This is a genomic window from Microbacterium sp. NPDC028030, assembly GCF_040637855.1.
Lineage (GTDB): Bacteria > Actinomycetota > Actinomycetes > Actinomycetales > Microbacteriaceae > Microbacterium.
In genome coordinates this window covers 533373-550885 of the sequence record NZ_JBEZXF010000003.1, presented here as the reverse complement: position 1 = coordinate 550885, position 17513 = coordinate 533373, and the positions used below count along the sequence as shown (strand labels likewise).

At 70.1% G+C, this 17513-nt stretch carries 15 protein-coding genes; 11 read left to right on the top strand and 4 right to left on the bottom strand.

Annotated features, from left to right (window positions below; all coding sequences use genetic code 11):
- Nucleotides 1-28: 28 nt before the first annotated feature.
- Together AB0E56_RS17145 and AB0E56_RS17140 are read left to right on the top strand one after the other, a co-directional pair.
- On the top strand, nt 29-937 hold the full coding sequence (locus AB0E56_RS17145; RefSeq protein ID WP_359801032.1) for a hypothetical protein: 909 nt from the start codon (nt 29-31) through the stop codon (nt 935-937).
- 67 nt (nt 938-1004) lie between these two features.
- A complete protein-coding gene (locus AB0E56_RS17140) occupies nt 1005-1985 on the top strand; it encodes a LacI family DNA-binding transcriptional regulator (protein WP_359801261.1) in 981 nt (326 codons plus the stop codon).
- A gap of 24 nt (nt 1986-2009) precedes the next feature.
- On the opposite strand, the gene AB0E56_RS17135 is transcribed toward AB0E56_RS17140, so the two are convergent.
- A complete protein-coding gene (locus AB0E56_RS17135) occupies nt 2010-4226 on the bottom strand; it encodes a nucleoside/nucleotide kinase family protein (protein WP_359801029.1) in 2217 nt (738 codons plus the stop codon).
- Between the two features lie 83 nt (nt 4227-4309).
- On the opposite strand from AB0E56_RS17135, the gene AB0E56_RS17130 reads away from it, so the two are divergent.
- From AB0E56_RS17130 to AB0E56_RS17120, 3 genes are all read left to right on the top strand, one after another.
- A complete protein-coding gene (locus AB0E56_RS17130; RefSeq protein WP_359801027.1) occupies nt 4310-5038 on the top strand; it encodes an SDR family oxidoreductase in 729 nt (242 codons plus the stop codon).
- A 71-nt stretch (nt 5039-5109) separates the two neighbouring features.
- The gene (locus AB0E56_RS17125; protein ID WP_359801025.1) at nt 5110-5895 is read left to right on the top strand and encodes an SDR family oxidoreductase; all 786 of its coding nucleotides are present in this window, start codon (nt 5110-5112) and stop codon (nt 5893-5895) included.
- A gap of 27 nt (nt 5896-5922) precedes the next feature.
- Nucleotides 5923-7371, top strand: coding sequence for an FGGY-family carbohydrate kinase (locus AB0E56_RS17120; protein ID WP_359801022.1), 1449 nt, complete (start codon nt 5923-5925; stop codon nt 7369-7371).
- Between the two features lie 21 nt (nt 7372-7392).
- Here AB0E56_RS17120 and AB0E56_RS17115 read toward each other — a convergent pair whose 3' ends face one another.
- Nucleotides 7393-8325 carry a sugar-binding domain-containing protein gene (locus AB0E56_RS17115; protein ID WP_359801021.1) on the bottom strand — a complete coding sequence of 311 codons (933 nt, stop codon included), beginning with the start codon at nt 8323-8325 and terminating at the stop codon, nt 7393-7395.
- A gap of 142 nt (nt 8326-8467) precedes the next feature.
- Between AB0E56_RS17115 and AB0E56_RS17110 the strand changes: the two genes are divergently transcribed.
- The 5 genes from AB0E56_RS17110 (at nt 8468) to AB0E56_RS17090 (ending at nt 14702) form a co-directional block, all read left to right on the top strand.
- Entirely contained in the window at nt 8468-9514 is a 1047-nt protein-coding gene (locus AB0E56_RS17110) for an NAD(P)-dependent alcohol dehydrogenase (RefSeq protein ID WP_359801019.1), read from the top strand.
- Nucleotides 9511-11100, top strand: coding sequence for a sugar ABC transporter ATP-binding protein (locus AB0E56_RS17105; protein WP_359801017.1), 1590 nt, complete (start codon nt 9511-9513; stop codon nt 11098-11100). The genes AB0E56_RS17110 and AB0E56_RS17105 overlap by 4 nt, the downstream gene beginning before the upstream one ends.
- The gene (locus tag AB0E56_RS17100; protein ID WP_359801015.1) at nt 11097-12104 is read left to right on the top strand and encodes an ABC transporter permease; all 1008 of its coding nucleotides are present in this window, start codon (nt 11097-11099) and stop codon (nt 12102-12104) included. Before AB0E56_RS17105 ends, AB0E56_RS17100 begins: the two co-directional genes overlap by 4 nt.
- Nucleotides 12105-12154: 50 nt before the next feature.
- Nucleotides 12155-13228 carry a substrate-binding domain-containing protein gene (locus AB0E56_RS17095; protein WP_202045558.1) on the top strand — a complete coding sequence of 358 codons (1074 nt, stop codon included), beginning with the start codon at nt 12155-12157 and terminating at the stop codon, nt 13226-13228.
- A gap of 73 nt (nt 13229-13301) precedes the next feature.
- A complete protein-coding gene (locus AB0E56_RS17090; protein WP_359801014.1) occupies nt 13302-14702 on the top strand; it encodes an FGGY family carbohydrate kinase in 1401 nt (466 codons plus the stop codon).
- Nucleotides 14703-14740: 38 nt separating this feature from the next.
- Here AB0E56_RS17090 and rhaI read toward each other — a convergent pair whose 3' ends face one another.
- Both rhaI and AB0E56_RS17080 read right to left on the bottom strand, forming a co-directional pair.
- Nucleotides 14741-15907 carry an L-rhamnose isomerase gene (rhaI, locus tag AB0E56_RS17085; protein WP_359801011.1) on the bottom strand — a complete coding sequence of 389 codons (1167 nt, stop codon included), beginning with the start codon at nt 15905-15907 and terminating at the stop codon, nt 14741-14743.
- Nucleotides 15904-16284, bottom strand: coding sequence for an L-rhamnose mutarotase (locus AB0E56_RS17080; RefSeq protein WP_359801009.1), 381 nt, complete (start codon nt 16282-16284; stop codon nt 15904-15906). Before AB0E56_RS17080 ends, rhaI begins: the two co-directional genes overlap by 4 nt.
- 209 nt (nt 16285-16493) lie before the next feature.
- Between AB0E56_RS17080 and AB0E56_RS17075 the strand changes: the two genes are divergently transcribed.
- Entirely contained in the window at nt 16494-17501 is a 1008-nt protein-coding gene (locus tag AB0E56_RS17075) for a LacI family DNA-binding transcriptional regulator (RefSeq protein ID WP_359801007.1), read from the top strand.
- Nucleotides 17502-17513 lie beyond the last annotated feature (12 nt).

The following is a 17513-nucleotide window of genomic DNA, read 5'->3' as shown; positions in this document are numbered from 1 at the left end:
AACACCGGTGGCGATGAGAAGAGGACAGATGACCACCCGCACCGCTGTGAACCCCCTCACGACGCTCGAGCGTCGCGCACTGCAGTCGATCACGACGCCGGAGGGCAGCATGCTCATCGTCGCCGCCGACCAGCGCAACGGCATGAAGGCCGCGATCCCCGATGCGCCAGGCGGATCCGAGGCGATCACCCGCGACGAGCTGTCCGCGGTCAAGGCCGATCTGGTGCGCCATCTCGCCAGGCACGCACCGGCGATCCTCCTCGACCCCGAGGTCGCCCTTCCGTCGATCGTCGATGAGGGAGTGCTGGATCGTGACACGGCGCTCGTGGTCGGCCTCGACGCCTCCGGGTTCGAGACCGTCGACGGACTCCGGTACACGCGCTTCGTGCCGGGGGTGACGCCGCGCACCGTGCGCGAGCTGGGCGGTGGGGTCGCGAAGATGCTCTATTACACGCGTCCCGACCGCCAGGACGAGAGCTCGCGCGTCTTCGACGAGATCCGTGCGCTGGTGGCCGAATGCGAGGCCGAGGGGCTGCTGCTCATCGTCGAGCTGCTCACGTATCAGCTCGACGGCGAGAGCGACGAGGAGTATGCGGCCGCATTCCCGTCGCTGGTCGCCGACGGTGCCGCGCTCGCCGTCGCCGCGGGCGCCAAGATCCTCAAGCTGCAGTATCCCGGTTCCGGCGAGGCGAGCGCGGCGGTGACCGCGGCCGCCCAGGGTGTGCCGTGGGCCGTGCTCTCGGCCGGTGTGGACCACGAGACCTTCATCGTCCAGGTGTCCGAGGCCGTCAGCCACGGCGCGGCAGGGGCCATGGCCGGACGGTCGCTGTGGAAGGACAGCCTCTCGTACGATCCCGCGCGCCGCGAGGAGCTGCTTACCACGCGGGCACTGCCTCGTCTGCGCGAGCTCGCCGACGCGGTCGACGGGCGCAGGTGAGGCTCGAGCGCCGGTAGGGTGGCGGAGGCGACCCCGGCCCGGGGGTGAGGAGGTGCCCGTGACGACCATGCGCGATGTCGCTGCGCACGCAGGAGTCAGCACCAAGACGGTGTCGCGAGTGTTCAACGACGACCCGCACGTGCTGCCGCACACGCGAGCGCTGGTGGAGCAGGCGATGCGCGAGCTCAACTACGTGCCCAACGTCCTGGCGACCACCTTCCGTGCCGGGCGCACGTCGGTGATCGGCGTCGCCGTGCCGGACATCGTCGATCCCTTCTTCGCCTCGATCGCCCGGGCCATCGAAGACGTCGCGCGGGAGCGCGGTCTCTCCACGCTGGTCACGAGCCTCGGCGACGACCCCGACGACGAACGCGGCGCGATCGAGTCGATGCTCGGTCGTCAGCTCTCCGGCCTGGTCGTGGCGCCCGTCGGCGTCGACCATTCCTGGCTCGACCGCTGGCGGGAGCACACCCCCATCGTGTTCGTCGACCGCGCCCCCGTCGCCCTCGACGCCGACACGTTCATCGAGGCCGATGAGCGCGGCGCACACGCGGCGGTGCAGCACCTGGTGTCGCACGGGCACACGCGTATCGCCTACGTCGGCGATGCCGTGCATCTGTCGACCGAGGCGAACCGGCTCGAGGGCTGGCGCCGCGGGCTGCGCGAAGCGGGCATCGAACCCGATGAGCTGCTGGTGCGGTCGCAGGTGTCGGATCGTGAGGCGGCGCGGACGGCCGTCGCGGACCTGCGCGCCATCGCCGATCCTCCGACGGCGATCTTCTCGGCGAACGCGCGGTGTTCGATGGCGCTCGCGGCGGCGCTGCGGGGAGACCCGCTGGCCCTCGTGGGATTCGGCGACTTCCCGATGGCCGACGTCCTCACCCCGTCGATCACCGTGATCGATCAGGATCCTCACCGACTCGGGACCCTCGCCGCGGAACGGATCTTCGCGCGCCTCGGCGACCAGGAGCTCGGCGCCCCGACGCTGACCGTCATCGATGTGGACCTGGTGGAGCGGGAGTCCTGCGGCGGGGTGCTCTCGGCCTGATCGGCGCCGCGCCGAGCGGGTCGGTCACCCCACGGCGGCGATGCTCGCCCGCGCCCCGTCCGCGATGAGGGACGCCCGCGCCGCGATGAACGCGCTGCGGAGCCGGTCATCCGCTCCGAGGGTGCCGAACACGGGGGAGTGGTCGAGGAAGGCCCCCGGCTTCACGGCCTCGGCCACGATCGCGGCGCGGAGTCCCTCGAAACGTCGATCGGACACGGGCACCGGCATCCCGCCGCCCCCTGCGCGCTCGAGGAAGACGCTCCAGGCCGCGAGCACGAGCGCGGCGTGCTCGATGGGCCCTCCCGCCGTGAGCTGCTCGCGCACGACCGGGAGCAGGAACGTCTGGATGCGGTCGGCCCCGTCCACGACCTGACGGGCCAGGGTGTCGCGCACGGCGGTGCTGCCGAAGCGCTGGAGAAGCTGCTCGCAGTAGTCGTCGAGATCGATGCCAGGCACCGGGCGGAGCGTGGGGATCGCCTCCCGGTGCATGTAGCCGCGCAGGAATCCGATGAAGAGGGGATCGGAGCACACCTCGTGCACCATCGTGGCGCCTGCGAGAATCCCGAGATAGCTCATCGCCTGATGCGAGGCGTTGAGCAGTCGCAGCTTCATCAGCTCGTAGGGCTCGACGTCGTCGACGAGCTGCACTCCGACGGTCTCGAAGGGCGGACGGCCGAGCGGGAAGTCGTCTTCCAGCACCCACTGCACGAAGGCCTCGGAGCGCACGGGCCACCGGTCGGCGATGCCGAAGCGCTCCACCACGTTGGCGCGTGTCTCGTCGGTGGTCACGGGAGTGATCCGGTCGACCATCGAGTTCGGGAACGCGACGGTGCTGCGGATCCAGGCGCCGAGACCGGGATCTATGCGATCCGCGAAGCCGGAGACAGCGGTCCGCGCCGTATGACCGTTGCCCTGGATGTTGTCGCACGACATCACGGTGAAAGGAGCGACGCCGGCCTCGCGCCGCCGAAGCAGAGCGGCCACCAGGTACCCGACTGCACTGCGAGGGGCCTGCAGTCGGCCGTGGGCTGCGTCGTCGAGGTCGGCGCAGGTGGCGGCATCCTCCGGCGAGAAGGCGCCCGAGGTCTCGTCGATGCCGTATCCCCCCTCCGTGATCGTCAACGAGACGATGCGCGTCCGGGGATCGCACAGGGCCGACAGTACGGCGGAGGGGTCATCCGGTGCGTACAGGTACCTCGTGAGGGATCCGATGACGCGAGCCGATTCGGTCCCGTCCGTGGCTGCAGTCACGAGCGTGTACAGGCCGTCCTGGGTGCTGAGTGCATCGCGCATGGCGGCGTCGTGGGGGAGCAGACCGACCCCGCAGATGCCCCATTCGCGCTCGCCGTCGTTCAGGAGGCGGTCGACGAACATCGCCTGGTGGGCGCGGTGGAAGTTGCCGACACCGATGTGCACGATGCCGCAGTGCACGTCGTCCGGGTCGTACGAGGGCCGCGCGACCGTGTCGGGGAGGTCGTCGAGGCTGTGCGCGCCGAGGGCGGTCGCAACCGGCGCCTCGGCGATGCGGACGATGAGGTCGGCGCGCTCGCGTGTCGCGTCGACGAGGCTCGCGTTCGGCTCGTCGACGTGCTCGACCCAGGCGGTCGCCTCGGCGAGCGGATGCCCGTGGCCGAGGCGCCGTGTCACCAGGCGCCGACGGCGGGTCTCCGCGTCGACGTCGATGTACCAGACCTCGTCGAGCAGGTCCCGCACCTCGTGCCAGCCGTGGTCGGCGAGCAGCAGGTAGTTCCCCTCGGTGATCACGAGGGGGGTGTCGGCGCGGACGGCGACGGCGGAGCCGATCGACTCCTCGAGTTCCCGATCGAAGATGGGAGCGTGGATCGTCCCCTCCGTCTGCGCGGACAGGCGCTTCAGCAGGGCGACGTAGCCGTCGACGTCGAACGTGTCGGGCGCGCCTTTGCGTTCGCGCCGACCGAGGCGCCGCAGTTCGGCGTTCGAGAGATGGAAGCCGTCCATGCCCACCACGACCGCCCGATCGCCGAGGGCCTCGAGCAGCGCGGCGGTCACGGTCGACTTCCCGGCTCCCGGGGGTCCCGCGATGCCGAGGATGCGCCGCCGCCCGTCAGCCGCGAGCTCACGCGCGCGTTCGGCGAGGGCGCGGATGGTCATGCCGTCTTCCGGCATCGACGAGGGCGGAGTGGGGAGCACGGCTTCGTGGTCTTCCTTCGGGGGATGCGGGACATCGGGATGCGAGATCGCTGGGTGCGCGACTTCGAGCACGCTACGCTGTGCATGTCACCGGTGTCAAGGTCTCTGCGACCCCGGTGGCGGACCCCGAACACCTCTCGCTCAGGAGATGACCCATGACTGAATTCGATGGCCGCACGATCCTCGTCACCGGCGCCGGCGGCGGCATCGGAGGCGCCACCGTCCGCCACCTCATCGCGGCGGGCGCCGACGTGCTGGCCGCGGGGCGTACCGCGGAGAGCGTGGCGGCGATCGTGAGCGAGACCGGCGCAACCCCCGTGGTGTTCGACCTCGAGGACGAGGACCAGATCCGGGCGGCGATCGAGGGCCGAGATCTCTACGGCGTCGTCAACTGCGGCGGCTGGGGCGGCGAGATCGCGACCCCGATGGACACCGACATCGCGGTGTTCGACAGGGTCATGAGCATCAATGCCCGTGGCTCTCTGCTGGTGACCAAATACGCGTCGCGGGAGATGATCCGCGTCGGTCGCGGCGGTGCCATCGTCAACGTGTCGAGCCAGGCGAGCCTCGTCGGGCTGGCCGGGCACATCTCGTACGGCTCGTCGAAGGCCGCTCTCGACAACATCACCCGCGTCTCGGCGCTCGAGCTCGGCGGGTACGGCATCCGGGTCAACAGCGTGAACCCCACGGTCGTGATGACCCCGATGTCGGCGTGGTACTGGGGGCGTCCCGACATCGAGGGCCCCTTCCTCGATGCGATGCCGCTGCACCGGTGGGCGACCGAGGATGACATCGCCGCGCCGATCGTGTTCCTGCTCGGCGACGGTGCGGGGATGATCTCCGGGGTCTCGCTTCCGATCGACGGCGGGTACACGAGCCGCTAGACGGATCGGGTTCCGCATGCTCATCTGAGCGTGCAGTATTCTGCAATGAGCGCAGCGGCTAGGCTCTGCTCATGTCTGGAAACACCACTCAACCTCTCCTGAACCGTGTCGCCGTCGTCACGGGCGGCGCGCGGGGCCTCGGCTACGCCATGGCGGAGGCGCTCGCGGCCGCGGGCGCCGGCGTCGCCCTCCTGGATCGCCTCGACGCCGTCGGCGACGCCGCCACCACCCTGCAGTCCGCCTCGGGGCGCCGCTGCGTCGGCGTCACCGTCGACGTCACCGACGAGCAGTCCGTCGCCGCCGCCTTCGACGCCGTCGCGGAGGGTCTCGGCGTCGCCGACGTGCTCGTCAACAGCGCGGGCATCACGCTCGGGACGCCGCTGATCGACACCGCGCCCGGCGACTGGCGGCGTGTGCTCGACGTGAACGTGACCGGCACGTTCGTCACGAGCCGGGAGTTCGCACGCCGGCACATCGACGCCGCGCGCGGGAACCCGGCGAGCCTCGTCAACGTCTCCTCGATGTCGGCCTTCGCCGTGAACATCCCGCAGACGCAGGCGGCGTACAACACGTCCAAGGCCGCCGTGTCGATGTTCACCAAGAGCGCGGCTATCGAGTGGTGGCCGCACGGCATCCGCGTCAACGCGATCGCACCGGGGTACTTCGCCAGCGACATGACGAGGGACTTCGTGGCGGAGAACCCTGAGATGGCGGAGGACTGGGTGCGGCGCATCCCGGCCGGTCGCATGGGGGAGCCGGGAGAGCTCGGCGACCTCCTCGTCTACCTCGCGAGCGAGCGATCGAGTTACGTCATCGGCCAGAGCATCCTCATCGACGGCGGATATACCAGCGTCTGATCCTCGGCGGACCATAGGCTGAGAGGCATGCCCGAACTGCCCCTCGGCTCGGCGACCTTCCGAGCTGCCGCCGTCGACCTCGGCGGCTCCAGTGGACGCGTCGTGAGTGCGTCCGTCGACCGACGGCGGCTGCGGATCGATGGAGTGCACCGATTCCGCAATCGCGCGTTCACCGATGAGCTCGGACTGCGGTGGGATGCCCAGCGCCTGTTCCGTGACGCGGTGGCCGGACTCAGAGCGCTGCGTGCCGAGGGGTCGGGGTTCGCCAGCGTCGGCGTCGATGCCTGGTCGGGCGACTACGGTCTGCTCGCCTACGACGGTCTGCTGGACGCCCCGTTCCACCAGCGCGATGCCCGGACCGATCGCAGCTTCCCGGCCGTCGAGGCCCTCCTGCCCGGGGATCAGGCCTTCCGGGAGACCGGCGTCACGGCGCTGCCGATCATGACGATCTACCAGCTCATGGCTGATCTCGACGCGGGGCGGCTCGACACCGTGCGTCGAATGCTGCTGATGCCCGATCTGCTCGCGCACTGGCTCGGCGCGGCAGAGGTCGCCGAGGCCACGAACGTCTCGAGCACCGGCCTCGCTCTGCCCTACGGCCGCGGCTGGGACCCCCATCGGATCGACGCGCTCGCGCTGCCGTCGCGGATCTTCCCCGAGACCGTGCTGCCTGGCACGATCACGGGCCGCGTGACCGCGGGGATCCTCGCGCCGGGCGACGCGACCGACATCACGACGGTCGCCTCGCACGACACTGCCAGCGCCGTGGTCGCCGTCCCGGCGGGCGACGAGAACTTCGCGTTCGTCTCGTGCGGCACCTGGATCCTCACCGGAGTCGAGGTCGACCGGATCATCACGAGCGACCGTGCACGCGAGGCGGGCTTCACCAACGAGCTCGGACTCGACGGCACCGTGCGGTTCCTGCGCATCGCCGCGGGGCTGTGGATCGTGAACGAGTGCATGCGCGAATGGGGTCTGGACGGATGGGGAGCACGCAGCACCGCCGCACGTCGCGAGCTGCTGGCGCGTGCCGAGGCCGCCCCCGCCACGGGGATCCTGGTCGACACCGGGGACCCGCGACTGCTGCGTCCCGGGCAGATGACGGCTCGCATCGCCGAGCTGGTCGCCGAGGCGGGCGGTCGCATGCCTGATGATCGCCCCTCCGTGGTGCGGCTCGTGCTGGAGAGCCTCGGCGCTTTCGTGGCTCGCCAGGTCGACGAGGCCGCGGCGCTCTCCGGGGTCGACGTGCGGGTGATCCACCTCGTGGGCGGCGGATCCGAGTCGCCCATCCTCGCCCAGGCCGTCGCCGACTGGTCCGGACGCCCCGTGCTGGCGGGACCCTCCGAGGCGACCTCGATGGGCAACATCCTGGTCCAGGCGCGTGCGCACGGCGCAGCACCCGGTGGCCTCGGCGACCTGCGGCGCATCGTGCGTGCGTCGACCGAGCTGCGCCGCTACGAGCCGAACCGGCGCTGAGCCGTCGGGGCGAGCGTCGCCTCAGCCGGCGGTCTCGAGCAGCCGCCGCGCGAGGGCTGCATCGGTGACGAGGGAGTCGATGATCCCGGAGCGCAGCGCTGCGGCGACCGCTCCGGTCTTCGAGGGTCCTCCGGCGACCGCGATGACCTCGGGGATGCCCCGCAGCTGCTCCGTCGAGACCGCGAGGGCACGTTCGGCCACCGAGCCGACCACGGCGCCGTTCTCGTCGATGAGCGTGGCGCAGATCTCCGCCTTCACGCCGGCGGCCAGCAACTCGTCGAGGGCGCCAGCGCGTCCGGCGTTGTCGTAGAGCTGCGAGTCGGGCGGACTCCAGGAGCCGATCGCGACGACCGCCTTGGTCACCGAATCGAACCGTCGGAACGTCTCCAGGATGCCGGGCTCGCGCCGGAGGGCCGATGCGGTGGCGGCGGTCTCGACGAGGAGGGGTGCGAAGATCGCCCGCGAGCGTCCGCCGGAGATCCTGCTCACCTGGCGGATCACCTCGACGCCGTTCTCGGGCGTGGGGGCCGCGACGCCGGCGAGCTGCACCACCTCGCACGTGGCGAGGGAGCGCAGGTGTCCGGCCATCGCGGTCAGCGTGCGACCCGCCGTGAGGCCGAGCACGTCGCCGTCGGTGACGATCTCGCTGAGCAGGTCGGCCGCGGCGCGTCCGAGTCGATCCTGGATGAGGTCCGGGGTCGTCCCCGGCGTGATCACCGCCAGCGCGCGGGTGAGGCCGAAACGCGCACGCAATTGCATCGACAGGTCCAGGTCGAGCGAGTCCGGCGCCTCGATCGTGATCTTCACCAACCCCTGCTCGAGCGCGTGCTCCAGCATCCTGGCGATCTTGAAGCGGGAGACGCCGAGCTCGTCGGCGATCTCGATCTTCGTCAGCCCGTCGAGGTAGTGCCGGCGTGCGACGTGCGATATCCGCACCAGTTCATCGGGACCCATATCGCCTCTTCGTCTCGCATCGGTCAGTGCGCTCAGCATATCCCTGTTTCCGCGATCGCGCTCATCTGAGCACTCATTTGTCTCATTCGTCATGCATGGCTAATGTCGGTCGAGCAATCACGACTGCACCCTGAGGAGCCCGATGAAGCGCACTGAACTGCCGGCGACCATGCGTGCGAGCGTGCTGGTGCGAGCCGGCGAGCTCACGGTCGAGACCCGCCCCGTGCCGGTCCCGCTGCCCGACCAGGTGATCGTCCGGGTGAACGCGGTCGGCATCTGCGGATCGGATGTCCACTACTTCCACGAGGGGCGCATCGGCGACTTCGTGGTGGAGGAGCCCCTCGTGCTCGGGCACGAGTCGGGCGGAGTGATCGTCGCGGTCGGCGAGGACGTCGATCCCGCTCGCGTGGGAGAGCGCGTCTCGATCGAGCCGCAGCGTCCGTGCCGGGTGTGCGAGTTCTGCCGCAGCGGTCGCTACAACCTCTGCCCGCGCATCGAGTTCTACGCCACCCCGCCGATCGACGGCGCCTTCGCCGAGTACGTCGCGATCTCGAACGACTTCGCGTACACGGTGCCCGACGCGGTGAGCGATGACGCGGCGGCCCTCATGGAGCCCCTCTCGGTCGCGATCGCCGCGATCCAGAAGGCGGGCGTACGCCCCGGCAGCCGCGTGCTCATCACCGGAGCAGGACCGATCGGCATCGTCACGGCGCAGACCGCGCGGGCCTTCGGCGCCGCCGCGATCGTCATCAGCGACCCGATGGCCGAGCGCCGCGAAGTCGCCCTCCGTTTCGGCGCGACCGAGGCGGTCGACCCGGCCTCCGGCCCGCTCGGCACCGGATACGACGCGTTCATCGACGCATCGGGATCCCCTGTCGCGGTGAAGCAGGGCATCTCCGCTCTGAAGCCGGGCGGCGTCGCCGTCCTGGTCGGCATGGGCGCAGACGAGATCGCGCTCCCCGTCTCGACGATCCAGAACCGCGAACTCGTCGTCACCGGCATCTTCCGGTACGCGAACACCTGGCCGACCGCGATCCAGCTGGTCGCGTCGGGGGCCGTCGACCTCGACGCGCTCGTCACCGGGTCGTTCGGGATCCGCGAGGTCCGAGAGGCTCTCGACTCGGCGTCGCACCCGTCGACGCTGAAGAGCATCGTGCGTCCCGACCGCGAATACGCGAGGGAATCATGACCGACCTCGGGCGGACGGGAAGCATCACCCTCGACGAGCAGCCCGACATGCTGGCGTGCGTCGACATCCGCAAAGCCTTCGGCGGAGTCCCCGTGCTCAAGGGCGTGGGGCTCCACCTCGAGCCGGGCACCGTGACCGCGCTCGCCGGAGAGAACGGTGCCGGCAAGTCGACGCTGATGAAGATCGCCTCCGGCCAGATGAAGGCCGACAGCGGCACGGTCCTGGTGCGCGGCGAGGAGCTGTCCGCCGGATCTTCGCGTGACGCCCACCAGCACGGCATCGCGATCGTCCCGCAGGAGCTCGCCTCGATCCTCGACACCACGGTGTACGAGAACATCTTCGTCGGCCGGGAGCTGCGCGGTCGCCTCGGTCTCGTCGACCGCCGTCGCATGGCGCGGGAGGCGAAGGAGATGCTCGCCGAGTTCGGCATCGACATCGACCCGAGCGCGCGCATGGGCTCGCTGCCCGTCGGGCTCCGCCAGATCGTGGAGATCGTCAAGGCCACCAGCACCGGCGCCCGCGTGCTGCTGCTGGACGAGCCGACGAGCGCGATCGCCGAACGTGAGGTCGCCCGGCTCATCGAGAGCATGCGGATGCTCCGCGACCGCGGCGTCGCGATCCTCTTCACCACCCACAAGATGGAGGAGATCCGCGCGATCGCCGACCGGGTCGTGGTGCTGCGAGACGGGGGGCTCGTGGCCGATGAGCCGCTCTCGGCGCTCACCGACGACGACATCGTGACCGCCATGATCGGCCGTGAGCTCGAGGACCTGTTCCCCGACCTGGCGCCGGCGGACGACGAGGTGGCCCTCTCGGTTCGAGGTCTCGAGTACGCGGCCGCACCCGAGCCGGTCGACCTTCAGGTCCGCCGCGGCGAGATCGTCGGTCTCGCCGGTCTCGTCGGGGCCGGGCGGACGGAGCTCATCGAGGCGCTGTTCGGCGTGCGCGCCTCATCGGCGGGCGAGATCACCGTCGGAGGCACGCGGGTACGACGCGGCCGTCCCGCCGACGCGATCACCGCGGGCATGGCACTCGTCCCCGAAGACCGCAAGGGCGCAGGCGCCGTGCTCAGCATGGACATCCTCGCGAACGCGACCCTGCCGCGCATGGGGCAGTTCTCCGTGGCCGGGTGGCTCAAGGGGCGCAGCCGCGTCGACGCGGTGTCGGAGGTCATGAGCTCGGTGCGCTTGCGCAGCCGTGGCCTCGGACAGCTCATGGAGACGCTCTCCGGCGGCAACCAGCAGAAGGTCGTGCTCGCCCGCTGGCTCACCGGCGAGGTCAAGGTGCTGCTGCTGGACGAGCCGACCCGCGGCGTCGACATCGGCGCACGCAGCGAGATCTACCGCATCATCACCGACCTCGCCGCGTCCGGCATGGCCGTGGTCATGGCTTCGAGCGACATGCCGGAGATCCTGGCGCTCTCGCACCGCGCTCTCGTGCTCAAGGGCGGCGGCGTGGTGGCGGAGCTCGACCGCACCGCACTGGCCCAGCCCGACGTGCAGGACCGCATCTTCCGCCTCGCGAGCGGCCTCGACATCTCCGACGCGCCCTCCGGCGCCGCATCCTCCGCAAAGGACGACCAATGACCGACACCCGCACTGCAACGCAGACCTTCGTGCCGGAGTCCGGCACGAAGCGCTTCAGCCCGACCTGGTTCGGCGACCTCGCGATCCGCTACGCCATGGTGATCGTGATGGTGCTCATCATCGCGTTCTTCCTCTACCGCAGCGCGCGCTTCGGCACGGTCGACAACCTGCAGACGATCCTGGTTGCCGCGGCGCCGTTCGCCCTGATCGCACTCGGGCAGACCCTGGTGATCCTGACCGGCGGCATCGACCTCTCGGTCGGCAGCGTGATCGCCGCGGCAGCGGTGTTCGGCAGCCTCACCGCCAAGGCGTTCCCCGACCAGATCTGGCTCGCGATCGTGGCCGGCGTGGTGGTCGGTTTCGTCGCCGGCGCGATCAACGGATTCGTGGTGTCGGTGATCAAGGTGCCACCGTTCATCGCGACGCTCGGAATGCTGACGCTCGCGTCCGGCGTCGCCTACGTCGCGGGCAACGGCGCCCCCATCACGGGGCTGCCCGCCGACTTCTCCCGCATCGCCAACGCGCAGTTCGGCGGGCTCACGCTCCCGGTCATCCTCATGATCGTCGGCATCCTGGGGCTCGCGATCATCATGCGACGAACGACCTGGGGCATGCGCGTCTATGCGATCGGCGGCAACCCCATCGCGGCCGGGATCGCCGGTATCAACGTCGGGCGGACGATCTTCAGCGTCTACGCGATCTCGGGCATGCTCGCGGGCATCTCGGGCGTCATGCTCGCCAGCCGCGTCACCCTCGGCGCGCCGAACCTCGGCGTGGGGTACGAACTCGACGCGATCGCGGCCGTCGTCATCGGCGGGGCCAGCCTGCTCGGCGGGCGGGGCTCGATCTGGGGCACCGCCCTGGGCCTGCTGCTCATCCAGACGCTGAACAACGGTCTCGACATCCTGACCGTCCCCGCCTACTGGCAGAAGGTCATCAAGGGCGTGCTCATCGTGGCGGCCGTCGCCGTCGACGTGTGGGCGACCCGCCGCCGAAGTCGCTGACGATCTTCGAAGAACTCTGCTTCACCGCACCACCCAACGAGAGGAATCCCATGTTCACCAAGAAGAGCCGCATCGTCGCTGCTTTCGCCGTCAGCTCGGTCGCCGCGCTGATGCTCGCCGGCTGCGGCGCGGGCGATCCGAACGCGAACGCCGGCGGAGACGACAGCGGTCAGGAGCGCATCACCATCGGTGTGAGCGTGTACGACATGTCGTCGTTCGTCACCGAGGGCAAGGAAGGCATCGAGCGCTACGCCGAGGAGAACAACATCGAGATCCTGTGGAACTCGGCGGGTCTCGACGTCAACACGCAGGCGAGCCAGGTCGACCAGTACGTCACGGCCGGCGTCGACGCGATCGTCGTCATCCCCGTGCAGGCCGATTCGCTGCAGCCGCAGATCGCCGCCGCGAAGGCCGCGGACATCCCGTTCTTCGACGTGAACGCCTCGCTCAACAGCGATGACCTCACGGGTTCGGTGCAGCCGGACGACGTCGCCGCCGGTGAGCAGGAGGCGCAGATGATGATGGACGCCCTCGACGGCAAGGGCAACGTCATCATCCTGCAGGGACCGCTCGGCGGCTCCGGCGAGATCAACCGCGGCAAGGGCATCGACAACGTGCTCGCCGAGAACCCCGACGTGAAGGTCCTCGCGAAGGACACCGCGAACTGGAAGCGCGATGAGGCCGTCAACAAGGTCAGCAACTGGATCTCGGCCTTCGGCGACGACATCGACGGCGTCATCGCGCAGAACGACGACATGGGCCTCGGCGCCCTGCAGGCACTCAAGGAAGCCGGCATGACGGATGTGCCGATCGTTGGCATCGACGGCATCGCCGACGGTCTCGAGGCCGTCAAGAACGGTGACTTCATCGGCACGTCGCTGCAGAACGGCACGGTCGAGCTGTCGGCCGGTGTCGCCTACGCCGCCGCCGTGGTGCGTGGCGAGGACGTCAAGGAGAACCCGGTCTACCTGATGCCCGCGATCACGAAGGACAACGTCGACGAGGCGATCGGTCACGTGGTCACCGAGCGCGACGCGTTCCTGAAGAACCTCAGCGAGATGACCAACAAGAACCTCAAGAGCGGAAACATCGCTTACGAAGGTCTCACCGGCCAGACTGAGTGACGGCTGACCTCGAGCCACGAGGGTGCTCCGGCGCCCTCGTGGCTCGTGGCGTCGCAGACGAAGGGAGAACCGGATGCCGCCGACCTATGTCGCGGGCGTCGACTCGTCCACGCAGAGCTGCAAGGTGAGCGTGCACGACCTCGCCACCGGGGAGGTTGTGCGCAGCGGCCGCGCCTCGCATCCATCCGGAACCGAGGTCGATCCTGAGGCGTGGTGGTCGGCTCTTCAGGCGGCGATCGCGGACGCCGGGGGCCTGGACGACGTCTCAGCCATCTCGGTCGCGGCGCAGCAGCACGGACTCGTCGCGCTCGACGCGCAGGGCGACATCGTCCGCGACGCTCTGCTGTGGAACGACGTCCGCAGCGCTGATGCCGCTGCGGCGCTCGCGGCGGAGGTGGGCGCCGAGGAGTACGCGCGGCGGGTCGGAGTCGTCCCGGTGGCATCGTTCACCGCCGCGAAGCTGCGTTGGCTGCGCGACCAGGAGCCGGCGAACGCCGCGAGGGTCGCCGCGGTCGCTCTCCCGCACGACTGGCTCTCCTGGCGGCTCCGAGGCTACGGACCCGCGCGTGCGAGCGAGCTCGGTCCCGATCTCGACGCCCTGGCCACCGATCGCTCCGACGCGAGTGGTACCGCGTATTGGAGTGCCGCGGCGGGCGAGTACGACCTGGGACTGCTCGAACGCGCACTCGGTCGAGTCCCCGTCCTCCCTCGCGTGCTCGGCCCCGCCGACCGGATGGGGGTCACGCTCGGCGGCGCGGTCGTCGGCGCCGGTCTGGGCGACAACGCCGGCGGTGCCCTCGGACTCGGTGCGCGTCCCGGTGACGCGGTCATCTCGATCGGCACGAGCGGGACGGTGTTCGCGGTCTCGGACCTGCCGATCAGTGACCCGAGCGGGGTGGTGGCGGGTTTCGCCGACGGCAGCGGCAACCACCTGCCGCTCGTCGCGACGCTGAATGCGGCGAGGGTGCTCGATGCGATCGCCGGCCTCCTCGGGGTCGATCACGGCGAGCTCGCCCGTTTGGCGTTGGACTGCGCGCCCGGCGCGGACGGGCTCGTCCTGCAGCCCTACTTCGAGGGGGAGCGCACGCCCAACCGCCCGGATGCCACGGCGACGCTCTTCGGCATGTCGCTGTCTTCCACGCGACGCGAGACGCTCGCCCGCGCCGCGATCGAGGGACTGCTGTGCGGTCTCGCCGACGGCCTCGATGCGATCCGTCGCTGCGGAGTGCCCGCTGGGCGCATCCTGCTCATCGGCGGTGCCGCGCGCAACCCGGCGGTGTCGCAGATCGCCACCCAGGTGTTCGACGTGCCGATCGTGGTGCCGGGCATCGATGAGGCCGTCGCGCGCGGTGCGGCCGTCCAGGCAGCCTGGGCGCTGACCGGCGAACGTCCGTCATGGGCCGACCAGGACGCGCGCTCCTTCGCCGCGGACCACCACCCGGTCATCCGCGAGCAGTACGCCGCCCGGGCCTAGGGCACGGGCGGCGCACGGACGGCGAGGAGCGGGAGCCGTCAGGCGCCCCAGCCCGCCTGCACGCCGCCGACGCGCTCGGCGGCGATCTTGTGCTGGTAGCCGGACGCGGCGTATGCGGCCATCGGGTCGGCGGCGAGGCCGCGGCTCTCACGCCATTCGGCCAGGGCGGGGCGGACGTCGGTGTAGAAGGCGTCCATGAAGACGGCGTTCGCAGCGAGCACGTCTCCGGACTTCTGTGCGGCGGTGAGGGCGTCGCGGTCGACGAGCAGCGCGCGGGCGGTCATCTCCTGCACGTTCAGCACCGAGCGGATCTGGCCGGGGATCTTGTCCTCGACGTTGTGGCACTGGTCGAGCATGAAGGCCACGTCGGGGTTGTTCAGACCGCCGCCGCGGATGACCTCGAAGAGGATCCGGAACAGCTGGAAGGGGTCGGCGGCGCCCACGATGAGGTCGTCGTCGGCGTAGAAGCGCGAGTTGAAGTCGAACGAGCCGAGCTTTCCGAGACGCAGCAGCTGCATGACGATGAACTCGATGTTCGTGCCGGGCGCGTGGTGGCCCGTGTCGAGGCAGACCATCGCCTTGTCGCCGAGAGAGCTCACCTGGGCGTACGAGGTGCCCCAGTCGGGGACGTCGGTGTGATAGAACGCCGGCTCGAAGAACTTGTACTCGAGCACGAGACGCTGGTCGTCGCCGAGGCGCGCGTAGATCTTCTGGAGCGACTCCTGCAGCCGGTCCTGGCGACCGCGCAGGTCGGCCTGGCCCGGGTAGTTCGAGCCTTCGGCGAGCCAGATCTTCAGGTCGCGGCTGCCCGTCGCATCCATCACGTCGATGCAGGCGAGGTGGTGGTCGATCGCCTTCTGGCGGATGGCGGCGTCTTCGTGCGTGAGGGCGCCGAACTTGTAGTCGTCGTCCTGGAACGTGTTGGAGTTGATGGTGCCGAGCGTGACCCCGAGGTCTTCGGCGTGCTTGCGCAGATCGTCGTACGAGTCGACGAGGTCCCACGGGATGTGCAGGGCCACGGAGGGAGCGAGCGCCGTGTACGCGTTGACCTGCGCGGCGTCGGCGATCTTCTCGTACGGATCGCGCGGGGTGCCGGGAGTGCCGAACACCTTGAAGCGGGTGCCGGAGTTGCCGAACGCCCAGCTGGGGAGTTCGATGCCCTGCTGTTCGAGGGCGGCCAGGTTGTCGGGCGAGAGGATGCTCACGGTGCACTGCTTTCGTTGTCGGTTGCGGGGGTCGGTGTCATGCCGGCGGCGGCGAGCTGGTCTTCCAGGTGGAACACCTCGGTGAGGGCCGTGGCCGCCTGGTCGGGGCGCCCCTCGAGGTCGGCGAAGAAGCGACTCATCTCGGACTCCCACCGGGCGGCGACGGGTGAGGCGGCGAGGTACGCCTGGGCGGCCGCGTCGTCATCGGTCTCGTAGTAGCCGATGAGCGTCCCGCCGTCGCCGAGGAACAGCGTGTAGTTCCGGCGTCCCGCTCTGGCGATCTCGGCGAGCATCTCCGGCCACACCGGCGCGTGTCTCGCGAGGTATTCGTCGAGCAGCTCGGGCCGCACCTGGAGGCGGAAGCCGATACGCGTCATGGGGCTCCTCTGCCGATCGTGACGAAGTACATGAATCGTTTCAACGCTCATCGTAAGCCGACGGTCCTCGACGCGTCAAGCGGGGCCGCCGGCCGGGCATGGGCTACTGTCGAACCGCAGCGGGGGAAGGCGGATGCGGCCGTGACGCACACGCCGAGATCCGCATCCGGCCGGCAGGATCGTGCCGTCGACAGCGACGAGGAGCAGCAGTGGCAGTGAGCGTGCGCGACGTCGCAGCGGCAGCGGGGGTGGCGGTCGGCACGGTGTCGAATGTGCTGAACCACCCGGACAAGGTCGCGCCGGCGACCGTCGCGCGGGTGCAGGCGGTCATCGCGGAGCTCGGATTCGTGCGTAACGACGCGGCGCGCCAGCTGCGCGCAGGCCGCAGTCGCAGCATCGGGTTGGTCGTGCCCGACGCCGGCAACCCGTTCTTCGCCGATGTGGCACGCGGCGCCGAGGCACGTGCGGATGAGGGTTCGCTCGCGGTACTGCTCGGCAACAGCGACGAGGACCCGTCGAGGGAGGACAACTATCTCGACCTGTTCCGCGAGCAGCGGGTGAACGGCGTGCTCATCACCCCGGCATCCGGCGACGTCGAGAAGCTGTCGCGCCTGCAGGCAGCGGGCATCCCGGTCGTGCTCGTCGACCACGAGGTTCCTGGATCGGCCTTCTGCTCAGTGTCGGTCGACGATGTCGAGGGCGGCTTCCTCGCCGTGCGGCATCTGCTGCAGCAGGGGCGACGTCGCATCGCCTTCGTGGGCGGACCCTCGTCGATCGCGCAGGTCGCCAACCGACTGCGCGGCGCTCGGCGTGCGGTCGCCGAGGAACCGCGCGCGACGCTCGAGGTGGTCGGGATGCCGGCGCTCACGGTGCTGCACGGCAGAGCGGCCGGCGAGGAGATCGCCGCACGTGCCGACGTCGAGCGCCCCGATGCGGTCTTCGCCGCGAACGACCTGCTCGCGGTGGGACTGCTGCAGGCGCTGACCATGCTCCGCACGGTGCGGGTGCCGGAAGACATCGCCCTCGTCGGCTACGACGACATCGACTTCGCCACGGCAACGGTCGTCCCCTTGACCTCGGTCCGGCAGCCGGCGCAGCTGATCGGTCGAACCGCCGTGGAACTGCTGCTGCGGACGATCAGCGATCCGGACGGCGACTACGAGCGCCGCGTGCGCTTCCGTCCCGAACTCGTCGTGCGTCGGTCCACGACTGGCTGACCCGCGGTCGCG